The following is a 13,485-nucleotide window of genomic DNA, read 5'->3' on the forward strand; positions in this document are numbered from 1 at the left end:
CCGCCGGCTCAACCGACATCCGGTCAAGGCGCGGTCACCTCGACGACGACCTTGCCGACCGCGTGGTTCTCCACAGCCTCGTGGGCCTGCGCGACCCGATCCAGCGGGAAACGGATGATCGGCAGCCCGGCGTCCTCGCCGACGCGGAAGGCGCCGGTGTCGACCGCCTCCGCGACGGCCGCCACCGCGTTCGCCTTCTCCTGGTCGGTGGCGGTGTAGGTGAGGTCGAGGTCGGCGGTGTTCACCTCGACGATCACGTGCGGGCCGGCCGGGGTCAGCTCGCGGACCCGGGCGGCCACGTCCTCCTCCCGGTAGTTGATCACCACGTCGGCGCCGGCGGCGCTCGCCAGCTCGGCTTTCTCCGTGGAACTGACCGTGGCGAGCACCCGCGCCCCGGCCCATTTCGCCAGCTGGATCGCCGCGTTGCCGACCGCTCCGGCACCGCCGGCGACCAGCACGGTTCGGCCGGCCAGCGCGCCGGGGGCCAGCCGGGCCGGTCCGTCGGCGGCCGCGGTCAGGCAGCGGTGCGCGGTGAGCGCCGGGATGCCGAGAGCGGCGCCGACCTCGAACGGGACGCCGTCGTACATCCGGACCACCTGGCGGCGGGGCAGCACGACGAACTCCTGGGCGGTGCCGTCGGCCCGGCCGTGCCCGGCGTCCCAGACCCAGACCCGGTCGCCCGGTTCCAGGTCCCGCACGCCCTCGCCGACCGCGTCCACCACGCCGGCGCCGTCCTGGTTCGGTACCCGGGGCGGCGCCACCCCGTCGGGCACACCCCGGCCGGCCCGCGTGCCGGTGTCGGCCGGGTTCACCGCGGAGAGCACGATGCGGACGCGCACCTCGCCGGCCCCGGGCACGGGCAGGCCACGGTCGACGATCCGGAGGACGGACGAAGCGGGACCGGGCTCGTGAAAGACGGCAGCACGCATGTCCCCAACCCTATGAGCCGTCCCGGAGATCGCAGCGCATGACCAGCCGGGGCCAGCGGTCCAGCCCGTGCGCGGCCTCCTCGGCCCGGATCGCCCGCAGTCCCGGGGTCAGCTCGGCGTCGGCCAGCCGGCGGAAACCCAGCCGCTCGTAATAGGGCGCGTTCCAGGCGACCTCGGCGAACGTGGTGAGTGTCAGCGCGGCCGCGCCGCGCTCCCGCGCCCAGCCCGCGACGTGCTCGATCAGGCGCCGGCCGAATCCGCGGCCGGCCCAGGCCGGGTCGACGGAGACCTGCTCCACGTGCACGGCGCCGTCCACCCATTTCGCGATCAGGTACGCCGCCGGCCGGTCCGTCCCGTCCGTGACCACCCAGGCCCGTCCGTCCCGTTGATAGCCGAGCAGTTCGGCCGCGGGCAGCGGCTCGTCCCGGGCGATCTCCGCCATGCCGACCGCCGCGAAAGACCGCCCGGCCGCGACCTCGATCTCCCGCAGCCGTTCCATCTCCCCGGCTCGCGCTGTCCTGATCATGTGACCTCCGAAATCTCATTGCGCTCAGCGGAGCAGCGCGGTTGCCGAACTGGAGTGCACAGCCGCAGTGTCCCTGGAGGTTCGCGTGCCCACCGTGTTGATCACCGATGACGAGATCGATCATCGGGAGTTGCTGAAACTGGCCCTGCATCGGCTGGGCTTCGACGTGGTGACCGCCGGCGACCTGGGAAGCGCGCTGGACGTCCTGAGCCGTGGCGGGGTCGACGCCGCGCTGATCGACGTGCGGATGCCCGGCGGCTCCGGGATCGACCTGTGCCGCCGCATCCGCAGCGACCCCGACCTCGCCGACCTGCCGATCATGGTGGTCAGCGCCGACGTGCACCGGCATCAGATCATGACCGCGTTGCACGCCGGGGCCGACGACTTCCTGGCCAAGCCGTTCACCCGGGCCGAGCTCACCTCCCGGCTGGAGACCCTGCTGGGGCAGCGCAACCACGCGGCGATCCGCTCGGCGGCGGCGGCCCGGGCGGCTCTGCTCGCGGCCCGGCACGCGGTGCCGCCGGTCACCCCGATCCACCGCGAGGAACGGGTCGCCTACCGCCACACGGCCTGACCTTTCAGTAGTGGGCGACGATCCGGCGGGCCGGGCCGTCGACCGTGATCCGCCCGCCGTACGGCAGCACCCACTGCGGATCGGTGTGCCCGAAGTCCACGCCGAAGACCGCCATCGCCTCCGGGTGGTACGCCGCCAGCGCCCGCAGCACCGCCTCCCGCTGCTCGTCGCGGTATCTCGGCCGGTCCTCCGGCGGCCGCGGCGCACCGAAGAACGTGGCTTTCGCCGTCGCCACCAGCACCGCCGGGAACTGCCGCAGGAGGCCTCGCTCGCCGGCGTTGCGCAGCATCCGGAACACCTCCTCGGCGGGCGGCATCTCCTCCGAGGTCTCCAGCAGCAGCACGCACCCGGCGTAGTCCTCGACCGGCCGGATCCATCGCCCGGCGGCCAGGTTCCAGTGCAGGATCTCCAGGTTCCCGCCCCAGGCCGGCCCGGTGACCACCCGGTCGGGCCGGTGCCAGAACCACCCCGGGCTGGGGATCATCGGCGCTGACGTGGTCAGCGAGCGCGGATCCTCCCAGTCGACCTCCTCCTCGGCGAACTCCTCGACCGGCTCGATCTCCAGGTCGCCGGTCTCGAAGAGGGCCGCCCGCAGCGACCGCAGGTGCACCGGCCGGATCCCCGCACCCTGCGCGAGGTGCACCTGGGTCGATCCGCCGTGGTAGGCCGCGATCCCCTGGTTCCAGAGCCAGTTGAGCAGGTTGGTGTTGTCCGAGTAGCCGAAGAACGGTTTCGGGTCGGCCCGGAACGGCGCCGGGTCGAGGTGCGGCAGGACGGTGATCTGGTCGTCGCCGCCGATCGTCGCGAAGACCGCGCGGATCTCCGGGTCGGCCCAGGCGGCCATCAGGTCGGCGGCCCGGTCGGCCGGCGCGGCGTGCCGGCGGGTCGTCGGGAACTCGACCGGTTCCAGGCCGAACTCGGTGCGGATCCGCCGCATCGCCTGCAGGTGCAGCTCCGGGAAGAGCGCCGGTGCGGCGAAGCCGGCCGAGACCACCGCGACGCGGTCGCCGGGACGCAGTTTCGGGGGCACGCGGAATTCGGGTCGCATGCCCCCTCATCTTTCACGTCACCGAGGCGGTGCCAAGCACTTTTCCGTCCCGGTCGGTGATCAGGACGGCGTCCACGTCACCGATCTTGAACGAGCTGGCGCCGTTCACCTTCGCGCTGCCGTTGCCGGTGTCGCCCCAGACCGCGGACTGTTCCGTGCCGCCGCTCTTGTTGCGCATCAGGCACAGGAACGGTGCTTTCCCGGACATCCGGCTCACGTCGAGCGCGATCGCCACACCCCACTCCTTGGGGGTGAGGACCGCCGATCCGGTCAGCCCACTGCCGGGCGCCGACTCGAACTGGGTGCTCACGAGTTCCACACTGGGCAGGGCCTGCGGGGAGCGACCGGGGTCGGTGCGGCCGTTCGTGAAGATCCCGTAGCCGATCGCGGCGGCCGCGATCATCACCACCGCGGCGGCGGCCAGCCACCGTACCCGAGCGGTCCGGGTCTCCTTGGTCTTCTCCGCCCGCATGCGGCTGAGCAGGCCTTCGATGTTCTGCTGGCTGGGGCGCGCGGTCGGTGAGACCGCGAGCGGTGCGCCACCACCCAGGTGGCGCGCGTCCGGCAGACGCTGCAGCATTTCCGGTACGGGCGCCAGCCGGTCCAGTTCCGCGCGGCAGTCCGCGCAGTCGTGCAGGTGCTCGTCGAGCCGGTCCGTGTCGGCCTCGTCAAGCCCGCCGAGGAGGTATCCGCCCAGCAACCGATGCAGAGCACCATGTTCGTCGAGGTCGCTCATCGCAGCATCCCCATCTCCTCGAACACCGTACGCAGCGCGCGTACCGCGTAGTAGGCGCGCGATTTCACCGTGCCCTCCGGCACCGACAGCCTCCGCGCCGCGTCCGCCACGCTCTGCCCCTCGTAATACATCGCCTGGATGACGGCCCGGTGTTCCGGGGAGAGGCGTTCCAGCGCCTCCGCCACCAGCCAGCCTTCCACCATCTGATCCACATTGTCTGCCGACGGCACCGAATTGACCGCGTTCTCATCGGCGACCAGCCGGGGACGGCGCTGTTCCGCACGCCAGGCGTTGGTCACCACGTTGCGAGCGATGGTCAGCAGGTACGACCTGGTCCGGCCCGGTTCCGGGTCGAGATGGTCGATGTGCTTCCAGGCCCGTAACAGTGTTTCCTGCACCAGGTCCTCCGCTTTGTGGCGGTCCGACACGTACCGCGACACAAAGTTGATCAGGACTGAGTAGTGCTCGGTGTAGAGCGCGGTCATCAGCTGCTCGTCGGGGCTCACCCGTCGCTTCATCGGCGCCAGCTCCCCTCGGGTTCCGCCCGGCCACCCGGATGTACATCGTGGCACGCATCACGGTTCAAGGGCTGTCCCGGAAAGCTGAAAAACATCGATGCCCGGCCCCCTTTCCGGGGACCGGGCATCGAGTTGATCTCCTGGTCAGCAGGCTCCGGGGCCGCCGTAGCGGAACGTCCGGGTACTCAGCTTCGAGACCGGGTAGAGGTCGCTGGTGCTGCGGACGTGCATGTCCACGGTGGGCCCGTTCAGGTACGCGACACTGCCGACCTTGGCCGCCTTGGTGTCGTCCGCCTTCTTGCCGTTGCCCATCTCGGTGCACGGCTTCTCGGTCGAGGCCGCCACCTCGCCGAAGACCTGCACCAGGCCGCTGCGGGTGAAGGTGCCGCCCCACAGCTCACCGGGGAAGTAGCCGACCCACTCGGTGTCGTACGCCACCCACCAGGCGCCGTTGAAGAACTGGATCCCGAACCGCTTCTGGGTGTCCTGCACGAGGGTGTCGCCCGGCTTGATGGTCTTGCTGTACTGCACGAAACCGCAGGTGTTGTAGCAGGACGTCTTCCGGTCGATCCAGTGGTAGACGAACAGGTGCGGGTCGTCGTCGCCGTTGACCAGGCGGTCCACGTTCCACCCGACCTCGACGATCTGGCGGCCGTCGGCGGACTGCACGGCCAGCTCGGCGAGCGTGTGGTAGTCGTTCTCGGCGAGCTTGGGCTTGCTGATGGTGAGGTTCGCGTAGGCGGCGTCGGCCTCGGCGGCCTGCGAACCCACGTTGTAAAGGAAGTGCACCGTCGGCTCCGCGGACGACGCGCTGGCGCCGTCGGCCGGCGCCGGCTCCGGCGGGACGACGGTGGTCTTCTCGGTGCGCAGGAAGGTGGTCCGCGAGGTGCGGCCCTTGGGGGCGCGCTCCTGGCCGTCGTCCTCGGACCGCGCCGCGCTCAGGCCGGCGGCCTTGAGCGACTTGCTGGTGGCCCCGTCCCGGCCCTTGCGGATGCTGCGGGGGCGCTCGCCCCAGGGCAGCTTGGCCGGCGGCGTCACCGCCGGCGGTGCGGGTGCCGCGGCCGCGACGTCCGCCTCGTCGGCCGGCGCCACGACGGGTGCCGGCGCGTCCGGGATCTGCTCCGCGCCCGCGTTGAGAGTCGACACGACTCCGATCGCGCCGACGACGGCGACGCTTAGGCCGGCGGCAAACAGTCCGCGGCGTGACTTCAACACGTGTCCGTCCTCGTAGATCGGGGCATCGGAGGCGGTACGCGGGCACCCTCCGGCAACCGTTTCTCGGCGGCGCCGCTCACGATATAGCGTTCTCGATAGGCCAGGGACCGGCTGACCAGCAATTCCTCCGTTACGGCGGACCGGGGTAGCCGATCTGGTGACTGACCGGCCACTTTGGTCGACGGAGCGTATCGATACCGTCGCGTATTGAAGTTTTTCGCACCACCTTCAGAAAGAGGCAAAGCTCGTGAAGCCTCTTTCGGGGACGCCCGCCGCCCGCGGGCACCGAATTCGCGAAACGGAAACCACCGGCCACGATCTTGTGGTAAAACCTAGTGAACCCATAGGATATGTATGTGAGTGGAGAGCCGTCATGACCGATCACCTTGCCGTCGCCCGGGCGTTCGCCGCCGCGGCCTCCCGATGGCCGGTGACACCGCGATTCGACCCCGTCGAGCGGTGGTATCACCGGATCGCGACCGCCGGCGACCACGAGGTGTGGCTGCTGACCTGGCTGCCCGGGCAGGAGACCGAGATCCACGATCACGGCGGCTCGGCGGGCGCGTTCCACGTCTACGCCGGCACCCTGATCGAGGACACCGTGTCGGCCGGCGGCTCCGGCGCTCCGCGGATCACCGCACGCGAGCTCGGCGAGGGCGCCGGGCGGCGGTTCGGCGGCCACCACGTCCACCGGATCAGCAACCGCTCGGACCGGCCGGCGATCAGCATCCACGTCTACGGACCGGCACTGACCAGCATGACGAAGTACCGGATCGGCCCCGCGGGCCTCGAGGTGCGCACCGTCGAGCGGGCCGGTGCACAGTGGTGACCGCGGCGCCGCCCGGCTCCCGGGGCATCGCCGAGATCCTCGCGGACGCCCGCACCCGGCTGCGGCGGCTCGGGCCGGCCGAGACCGCGGCCGCGATGCGCGACGGCGCGGTCCTGGTGGACATCCGCCCGGCCGCCCAGCGTGCCGAGTTCGGCGAGATCCCGGGCGCCGTCGTGATCGAGCGCAACGTCCTGGAGTGGCGGCTGGACCCGCGCTCGGACGCGCGCCTGCCGTTCGCGGGCGACTACGCGCTGCCGGTGATCGTCACCTGTCAGGAGGGCTACACCAGCAGCCTGGCCGCCGCCGCGCTGCAGGAGCTCGGCCTGCACCGGGCGACCGACCTGGCCGGTGGTTTCGCGGCCTGGCGGGACGCCGGCCTGCCCACCACCGGCGGCACCCGCTACAGCGGGTAGACGATGCCCGAGCGGCCGCTGTAAAGGTGCCGCGTCCCGTCCCGCTCGTGACCGCTGTTCGGCGCGTCCAGCCAGACGATGTAGGCCGCGCCCGATTCCAGACCGGTGATCGTGGCGGTCACCGAGCAGCCGGTGCCGGCCGCGACCCGCTGCCACGTGGGCTCCGGCTGCCGGCCGGAGACCAGGGCCTGCGGCACGGCGGTCACCCGGTAGTCGGAGTCGTACTGGGTCGGCCACTCGACCTTGAGCGAACCGGCGCCGGGCGTCACCTCGACCGGGATCATCACCTTCTCGGTCCGCGGCCAGATCTTGGTGCAGCTCGGGTCGGGGCTCGGCAGCGCGGCGGTGGCCTCCGGCGTGGGGCTGGGCGCCCGTCCCCGCGACGGCGTCTGGCTCGGCGTCGCCTCGCCCTCCTCGACCATCATGAAGGGCTCCCCGGCCTGCTCGGCCGCGGACGAACCGGTCGTCGAGTCGTCGAGACCCAGCGCGGCGCATCCGCCGAGCGCCAGCGAGAGGGCGGCCAGAGCGATCGCGGTCGTGGTGTGGCGCATGCTTCACGGATCGACCGGCGCGGCCACCGGCTTAGGCGTCAGCGGCGGCGAGAACCGCCAGCCGCCGGCCAGCAGCCGGTCGACCTCACCCACGGCGGTGCGCAGGCGATGCGCATAGCTTCCGGTGAGTTCGGCGTACGGAACCCCGCGCCCCACCAGCTCCTCCCGGAACCGTCCGGTCATCCAGCCGCGCAGATGCTCCCCGTCACGCAGCTCGTCGTCCTCGAACGGCACCCCGGCGTCGTCGGTCAGCAGGTAGAGGTCCGGTGTCCGGACCAGTTCCCGCACCTTCGCCGACGTGCTGCCCAGATAGCGCTCCTCCCAGACGGTGGTGGCGAAGGCGTCGGTGTCCGCGAAGAGCACCGGCGAGCCGTCCCTGGCCGCCAAGTCCTCGGCCGCGTTCTGCTCGGCCGCGACCGTGACGAAGTCGTCCCGGTCCCAGGTGACGTCGAACACGGTGGCCTCCGGGCGCGCCTTCCGCAGCTCGGCGAGTTTGCGCTCGGTCAGTTCCCGGCCGAACTCGGGCACCCACCGGGTCGCCGCCCAGACGCCGCCGCGCAGCCGGTAGTGCCGGGCCAGCGCGCGGGCCATGGTGGTGGTGCCGGTTGACTCGGCGCCGACCACGACCACCCGCCGGGCCAGCCCGCCCCGGGCGCCCGGCCCGAGGAACCGCCAGTTGCCGACCGGGTCGGCGCGGATCGCGGTCCCGGAGACCGGGACCCGGATGCGGTCCGGGTCGACGGTCACCGCCCGGGCGTGGAACCGGCGGGCCAGCTCCGCGCCGTACGCCTCGGAGGAGAAGACCGCGTCGACGCGGTCGGCGCCGGCCGCCGCCCGGAAGACCGCCATGTGCAGTTCCCACACGGCCGGGTCGTGGTAGTCGATCGGGTGGTCGTCGTGGACGCCGACGAACCGGACACCGGGGCCGTGCGCCTCCCGCAGCCATTCCAGCCGGTCGGCGAGCGGGATGCTCTCGGCCGAGGAGGGGGCCACCACCACGGTCAGCCGCTCGCAGGCCGCCGCGGCGGCCTCGATGAGCGCGTGGTGTCCCGCGTGCGGCGGGTAGAACTTCCCGACGATCAGCCCGTGCCCGTACCTCACGCCGTCACGCTCCGTCGCTGATCGCGCCACGCCCCGCGCCAGGCCCGCATACCGAGAACACACAGCGTGAGAAATGCCACATACAGAATCGCGGTCAGCCAGAGGCCCTTGTACGCGTAGAGCGGGATGTAGATCAGGTCCGCGGCGATCCAGATCCACCAGCTCTCCACCAGCTTGCGGGTCTGGCCGTAGGTGGCGAGCAGCGACAGCGCCGTGGTGAGCCCGTCGGCCAGCGGCACCGTGGACCCGGTGAGCCGGTCGAGGAAGAGCCAGAGGCCACCGGTCAGCAGCACCCCGGCCACCGCCAGGCCGATCCACTCCGTCCGGGTGGTGTGGCGGACCACCAGCCGGGTCCGGTCCGGCCCGCCGTGGAGCCAGGCCCACCAGCCGTAACAGCCGAGGATCACGTAGACGATCTGCAGCCCGGAGTCGGCGTAGAGCCCGGCGCTCCAGAAGACGACCATCAGGAGCAGCACGTTGAGGATGCCGAGCGGCCAGTTGAGGATGTGCCGGCGGACCAGGAGGCCGACGTTGACCAGGCCGGTGACGAAGCCGAGCACCTCGGCCCACGAGGTCGGAACGCCGAACGCCACCAGAGCCGGGCTGTTCAACCAATCGATCATGGGCACAGCATCGCGGCCGGGAGCCGATGGGGGAAGGCGGGCTACCCGACCGGCAGCAGCCGGTGGCCGGCCATCTCCAGTTCGCCCTCGTGAACGGTGACCGGGGTGTTGAGCCCGGAGTCGTCGTCGTGCAGCAGCACCGACGCGCCGTCGATCTGGTAGGTGCCGCGGGCCGGGCGGCGCCGGCCGGCGACCTCACCGGCATAGGTGCCGTCGGTACGCAGCTGAAGCCGGACCACCCCGTCGGGGCTGCGCCACGCGCCGGTCACCGCGGCTCCGGTCACCACCTTCGGGCGCTTCGAGAGTGGGCGCGCGCCGGGGTCGGCCGCACCACCCATGGCGATGGCGAGCAGTGCGGTGGCGTCGAGCACCGTGGCTTCGCGCACGGTCGTGTCGGGCCAGGCGTCGTCGAGAGGGGTCATCTTCTCCGGCTCCGGGGGGCGGGTCGGGGTCAGCCCATCCCTTCGGTCACCGGATCGCGGAGCCCAGGAATTCTTGAGTTGCGGACGGGTGCGGTTCGGGAAGCAGCCGGTTGCGGCCTCTCAGGCCCCGGCAGCGCCCTTCAGAGCCGCTGTCACGGCCTGGGAGAGCTTTTCCAGGTCGTCGTCCGCCAGCGGCTGCCTCGCGACCGCCAGACGCCAGTACAGCGGGCCGAGGATCAGGCTGACGGCGAGGTTCGCATCCGTACCCTCGGGCAGCTCGCCGCGAGCGACGGCCTGACCGACCAGCTTCTCGCCGACCGCCTTCTGGTGGGTGTGCAGCGCTCGCTGCAGGGTCTCGGCGATCTGCGGGTTGCGAGCGGCCTCGGCCATCAGGTCCGGGATGATCTGGGAGGCGATGCGGTGCTGCAGCGCCCGGCTCACGATCATCATCAGCAGCTCGAGATCGCCGGCGAAGCTCCCGGTGTCCGGAAGGGGCACCTTTCGCTCGGCCACGTCGGAAATGATCTCCAGGACCATCTCGAGCTTGTTGCTCCACCGCCGGTAGATCGCAGTCTTGCCGACCCCCGCGCGGCGCGCCACGGCTTCGATGGACAATCGGCCATAGCCGACTTCCGCCAACTCGTTCATGACCGCGTTGCGAATCGCCACGGTGATGTCGCCTCGGAGCACCGCCGCTCCGGCAGGTGCGCGCTTTACTGTCGCCACACGGTCACTATAACGGTACGACGTAACGGTTGCGTTCCGCCGTTTGGTCAAGTACCGTCAACAGCCACGTCGATACGAACCCGTTTCATCGATGTCGGCGGGTGCCTGTCATGCTGCTAGCTGTGTTCTCGCGCAAGTCACCGGAACCCGCTGCCTCCTACGGGCCGACAAGATCGGAGCACCACCCCATGCCAGAGACGGCGGTCGCCGACCCCGGCGCCGGGCTCTCTCTCAAGGAGATGGCCCGACGGCACGGTCTGAGCGCTTCAGGACGGCTACCCAGCCTCCTCGAGTACACGCGCGATCTGTGGTCGTACCGGCACTTCATCCAGGCGCACGCCAGCGCCAAGATGACCTCGGCGCTGGGCAACACCAAGCTCGGCATGGTGTGGCAGGTCCTCACTCCGATCATCAACGCCGCCGTGTACTACGTGATCTTCGGCGTGATCCTGGGCGGCCGGAACGGGGTGTCGAACTTCATCGCGTACCTCTGTGCCGGCGTGTTCGTCTTCGGCTTCACCCAGTCGGTGGTGCAGTCCGGCATCAACGCGATCACCGGCAACCTCGGGCTGATCCGCGCCCTGCACTTCCCGCGGGGCAGCCTGCCGCTGTCGGTCGCCCTGGTGGAGATCCGTAACTACGTCGTTGCCCTGTTCGTCCTGATGGGCATCATGCTGCTCACCGGCGAGCCGATCACCGTGCAGTGGCTCCTGATCATCCCGGTGGCGCTGCTGCACTCGGTCTTCAACACCGGCCTGGCGCTGTTCATGGCGCGGCTCGGGTCCAAGGTCCGCGACATCAAGCAGCTGACGCCGTTCATCATGCGGTTCTGGCTCTACGGGTCGGCCGTGCTCTACCCGGTGACCCTGTTCGAGAACCACCTCAGCGGCTGGCCGCTCGCCGTGGTCGAGGCGAACCCACTGCTCATCTTCATCGAGCTGACCCGGCACTCGCTGATGGAGGACGTCCCGCTGGCCGGCTCGCCGACCCTGCTGTGGATCCAGGCGGTCGTCTGGACCCTCGTCGTCGGCCTGGGTGGCTACGTGTACTTCTGGCGCGGAGAGAAGGGCTACGGCCGTGGCTGACAGCGAGCGCATCCCCACCGTCATCGCGGACAACGCCCATGTCATCTACAAGGTGCACAGCTCCGCGGCGCCCGGCAACAACAGCCCGCTGGTCAGCCTCAAGCGGCTGGTCACCAACACCAGGGCCGCTACCGTACGGGAGGTGCACGCCGTCAAGGGCGTGAGCTTCGTGGCGTACCGGGGTGAGGCGATCGGTCTGATCGGCAGCAACGGCTCCGGCAAGTCCACGCTGCTACGCGCGGTGGCCGGCCTGCTGCCGGTCGCCCGCGGCAAGATCTACGCCGCCGGGCAGCCCTCGCTGCTGGGTGTGAACGCGGCCCTGATGAACGAGCTGCCCGGTGAGCGCAACGTCGAGCTGGGCTGCCTCGCGATGGGCATGTCACCGGCCGAGGTGAAGGCGAAGAAGGACGACATCATCGAGTTCTCCGGCATCAACGAGCGGGGCGACTTCTCCTCGCTGCCGATGCGGACGTACTCCTCCGGCATGGCCGCCCGGCTGCGCTTCTCGATCGCCGCCGCCAAGCAGCACGACGTCCTGCTCATCGACGAGGCGCTGGCCACCGGTGACGCCAAGTTCCGCCGGCGCAGCGAGCAGCGGGTGCGGGAGCTTCGTGCCGAGGCCGGCACGGTCTTCCTGGTGAGCCACAGCGAGCAGTCGATCCGGGACACCTGCGACCGCTGCATCTGGCTCGAGTCGGGGCAGATCCGGGCCGACGGCGCGACCGAGGACGTGATGCGGGAGTACGAGACCTACATGCGCAAGTAGGTCCCGTACCCCCGCCCCGGCCGCGTCAGTTGACCGAGAGATGCACGTGGTTGGTGTGGTCGCTGGACGGGTCGCCACCCGCCCCGCTGTAGGACTTCCAGCCACTGCTCGGCAGCCAGATCCGGCGGTACCAGATCACGTAGAGCACCTGCAGCTCGTCGGCGTTGTTGATGAAGTACTTCGCCAGGTTGTCGCCGTACGTCTTGTCACCGCCGGTGGCGTCGCCGCCGAAGGTGTTCTTCTCGGAGGAGAAGTCGCACGCCCGGCCCTTCGGGTGCTCACCGCTGTTCTGCTCGCGGAAGCAGCGCGTGAACCGGGTGAACCCGTCCTCGCGCGCCTCCTGGTACGCGTGCAGCATGCGCGGGCTGAGGCAGCCACCGGTGGTCGGGTCGTCCTCGGTGCAGCCACTGCCGCCCGGCGCCGGGTCGGCCGACGCGCTGCCGCCGCCGCTGGAGCCGCCGCCGGAGCTGCCGCCGCTGTCGTTGTCACCGGGCTGGTCGGCGTCCTCGCCCTGGTTCGCCTCCTTGAGCGCGGTCTCGGCCTGAGCCTTCCGCTTGGCCATCACGTTGACCTGCTTCTGCTCGTCACGGATGGCCGCGTCAATGGCGATCTTGGCTTTTTGCTGGGCGTCCCGGGTGGCCTTGAGGTCGGCGATCGCCTCGTTCTGCTGAGCCGCCACGGTGGCCAGCGTCTCGGCCCGGTCCAGGAAGGTGTCGGTCGTGTTCGCGGTGATCAGGGCGGACATCGGGCCGACCCGGCCGGTGGTGTACGCCTGCTTCGCGAGCTCGTCCAGGGCCGCCTGCTGCGGGCCCAGCGCGGCGTCCAGCCGCTTGAGCTCCGCGGCCAGGTCGGCCTGCTGCTGCTTGGACTTCTTCAACTTGGCCTTGGCCTCCACGAAACCTCGGGAGGCCTCTTCCAGTTGGGTGACGAGGGACTTGGAACCGCCCTCACCGTCGTCACCGTTGTCGCCGGGGGCGGCGAGGGGGCGGGGGGCCGCGGTGGCCGGCGTCGGGGCGACGGCCAACCCGCACACGGCGATGAGCAGCGCCATCACCGCTGCTAATCGCCGCGCAGTCAGATCCTGCACAGGCATTTCCTTCCGTCGGCCGCCGGCCGGGTTAGCTGACGGGTTCGGGACGAAGGAAATCCCTACCGCATTCGCGGATTCACCCCGGAGGAAATATGGTTCCCCGGCTCGCCGCAACGGGCGATTAGGCGGCGGTCCCCGGTCGGGAACCGGATCGACCATACCGACTGCATCGACAGATCGACAGTTCTCGTACGCACGGCAATTGCCTGCACACGGCTGGTGACCTGATTACGCAATGTCGTTGTCCGGTAACACTTTTGGCGGTTCCGTGGGTCCTGATGCGCGGCGATATCTCGGGTAAACTGGCCGCCGGTCCTGCCAGGACGGCACCGC

General features: G+C 70.6%; 17 protein-coding genes and 1 riboswitch. Of the genes, 5 read left to right on the forward strand and 12 right to left on the reverse strand.

Annotated features, from left to right (window positions below; all coding sequences use genetic code 11):
• Positions 1-23 precede the first annotated feature (23 nt).
• Both AB0F81_RS23785 and AB0F81_RS23790 read right to left on the reverse strand, forming a co-directional pair.
• Positions 24-929 (reverse strand): NADPH:quinone reductase, encoded by a 906-nt coding sequence (locus tag AB0F81_RS23785; RefSeq protein WP_360200672.1) that lies wholly within the window; start codon positions 927-929, stop codon positions 24-26.
• 10 nt (positions 930-939) lie between these two features.
• A complete protein-coding gene (locus tag AB0F81_RS23790) occupies positions 940-1,455 on the reverse strand; it encodes a GNAT family N-acetyltransferase (RefSeq protein ID WP_360200673.1) in 516 nt (171 codons plus the stop codon).
• 85 nt (positions 1,456-1,540) lie between these two features.
• Here AB0F81_RS23790 and AB0F81_RS23795 point away from each other — a divergent pair, with 85 nt between their 5' ends.
• Complete coding sequence (locus tag AB0F81_RS23795) at positions 1,541-2,029, forward strand: response regulator (RefSeq protein WP_360200674.1); 489 nt, start codon at positions 1,541-1,543, stop codon at positions 2,027-2,029.
• A 4-nt stretch (positions 2,030-2,033) separates the two neighbouring features.
• Here the strand turns inward: AB0F81_RS23795 and AB0F81_RS23800 are convergent, their stop codons facing one another.
• The 4 genes from AB0F81_RS23800 to AB0F81_RS23815 all read right to left on the reverse strand — a co-directional run bounded on the left by AB0F81_RS23800 (position 2,034) and on the right by AB0F81_RS23815 (position 5,477).
• On the reverse strand, positions 2,034-3,077 hold the full coding sequence (locus AB0F81_RS23800) for a S66 peptidase family protein (protein ID WP_360200675.1): 1,044 nt from the start codon (positions 3,075-3,077) through the stop codon (positions 2,034-2,036).
• Positions 3,078-3,090: 13 nt separating this feature from the next.
• Positions 3,091-3,813, reverse strand: coding sequence for a zf-HC2 domain-containing protein (locus AB0F81_RS23805; protein ID WP_360200676.1), 723 nt, complete (start codon positions 3,811-3,813; stop codon positions 3,091-3,093).
• Positions 3,810-4,331, reverse strand: a complete 522-nt coding sequence (locus AB0F81_RS23810; protein WP_328464639.1) for a sigma-70 family RNA polymerase sigma factor — start codon at positions 4,329-4,331, stop codon at positions 3,810-3,812. Before AB0F81_RS23810 ends, AB0F81_RS23805 begins: the two co-directional genes overlap by 4 nt.
• A 144-nt stretch (positions 4,332-4,475) precedes the next feature.
• The gene (locus AB0F81_RS23815; protein ID WP_360200677.1) at positions 4,476-5,477 is read right to left on the reverse strand and encodes a neprosin family prolyl endopeptidase; all 1,002 of its coding nucleotides are present in this window, start codon (positions 5,475-5,477) and stop codon (positions 4,476-4,478) included.
• Positions 5,478-5,919: 442 nt separating this feature from the next.
• Between AB0F81_RS23815 and AB0F81_RS23820 the strand changes: the two genes are divergently transcribed.
• Positions 5,920-6,375, forward strand: a complete 456-nt coding sequence (locus tag AB0F81_RS23820; RefSeq protein WP_360200678.1) for a cysteine dioxygenase family protein — start codon at positions 5,920-5,922, stop codon at positions 6,373-6,375.
• Positions 6,372-6,788, forward strand: a complete 417-nt coding sequence (locus AB0F81_RS23825; RefSeq protein WP_360200679.1) for a rhodanese-like domain-containing protein — start codon at positions 6,372-6,374, stop codon at positions 6,786-6,788. The genes AB0F81_RS23820 and AB0F81_RS23825 overlap by 4 nt, the downstream gene beginning before the upstream one ends.
• Here the strand turns inward: AB0F81_RS23825 and AB0F81_RS23830 are convergent.
• The 5 genes from AB0F81_RS23830 to AB0F81_RS23850 all read right to left on the reverse strand — a co-directional run bounded on the left by AB0F81_RS23830 (position 6,776) and on the right by AB0F81_RS23850 (position 10,211).
• Positions 6,776-7,339, reverse strand: a complete 564-nt coding sequence (locus tag AB0F81_RS23830) for a hypothetical protein (protein WP_360200680.1) — start codon at positions 7,337-7,339, stop codon at positions 6,776-6,778. The two genes, AB0F81_RS23825 and AB0F81_RS23830, sit on opposite strands and share 13 nt — an antisense overlap.
• A gap of 3 nt (positions 7,340-7,342) precedes the next feature.
• Positions 7,343-8,440, reverse strand: coding sequence for an AAA family ATPase (locus AB0F81_RS23835; RefSeq protein ID WP_360200681.1), 1,098 nt, complete (start codon positions 8,438-8,440; stop codon positions 7,343-7,345).
• Positions 8,437-9,063, reverse strand: a complete 627-nt coding sequence (gene pnuC / locus AB0F81_RS23840; RefSeq protein ID WP_360200682.1) for a nicotinamide riboside transporter PnuC — start codon at positions 9,061-9,063, stop codon at positions 8,437-8,439. The genes AB0F81_RS23835 and pnuC overlap by 4 nt, the downstream gene beginning before the upstream one ends.
• A gap of 41 nt (positions 9,064-9,104) precedes the next feature.
• Positions 9,105-9,485, reverse strand: coding sequence for an Atu4866 domain-containing protein (locus AB0F81_RS23845; RefSeq protein ID WP_360200683.1), 381 nt, complete (start codon positions 9,483-9,485; stop codon positions 9,105-9,107).
• 120 nt (positions 9,486-9,605) lie between these two features.
• Complete coding sequence (locus tag AB0F81_RS23850) at positions 9,606-10,211, reverse strand: TetR/AcrR family transcriptional regulator (RefSeq protein ID WP_360200684.1); 606 nt, start codon at positions 10,209-10,211, stop codon at positions 9,606-9,608.
• A gap of 188 nt (positions 10,212-10,399) precedes the next feature.
• Here AB0F81_RS23850 and AB0F81_RS23855 point away from each other — a divergent pair, with 188 nt between their 5' ends.
• Both AB0F81_RS23855 and AB0F81_RS23860 read left to right on the forward strand, forming a co-directional pair.
• Positions 10,400-11,296 carry an ABC transporter permease gene (locus AB0F81_RS23855; protein ID WP_360200685.1) on the forward strand — a complete coding sequence of 299 codons (897 nt, stop codon included), beginning with the start codon at positions 10,400-10,402 and terminating at the stop codon, positions 11,294-11,296.
• Complete coding sequence (locus AB0F81_RS23860; RefSeq protein ID WP_360200686.1) at positions 11,289-12,062, forward strand: ABC transporter ATP-binding protein; 774 nt, start codon at positions 11,289-11,291, stop codon at positions 12,060-12,062. The genes AB0F81_RS23855 and AB0F81_RS23860 overlap by 8 nt, the downstream gene beginning before the upstream one ends.
• 25 nt (positions 12,063-12,087) lie before the next feature.
• On the opposite strand, the gene AB0F81_RS23865 is transcribed toward AB0F81_RS23860, so the two are convergent.
• A complete protein-coding gene (locus AB0F81_RS23865; RefSeq protein ID WP_360200687.1) occupies positions 12,088-13,155 on the reverse strand; it encodes a hypothetical protein in 1,068 nt (355 codons plus the stop codon).
• A riboswitch (cyclic di-AMP (ydaO/yuaA leader) is annotated at positions 13,154-13,290 on the reverse strand. (Overlaps the previous gene by 2 nt.)
• Positions 13,291-13,485: the final 195 nt, after the last annotated feature.

This window comes from Actinoplanes sp. NPDC024001 (genome assembly GCF_040638955.1).
Lineage (GTDB): Bacteria > Actinomycetota > Actinomycetes > Mycobacteriales > Micromonosporaceae > Actinoplanes.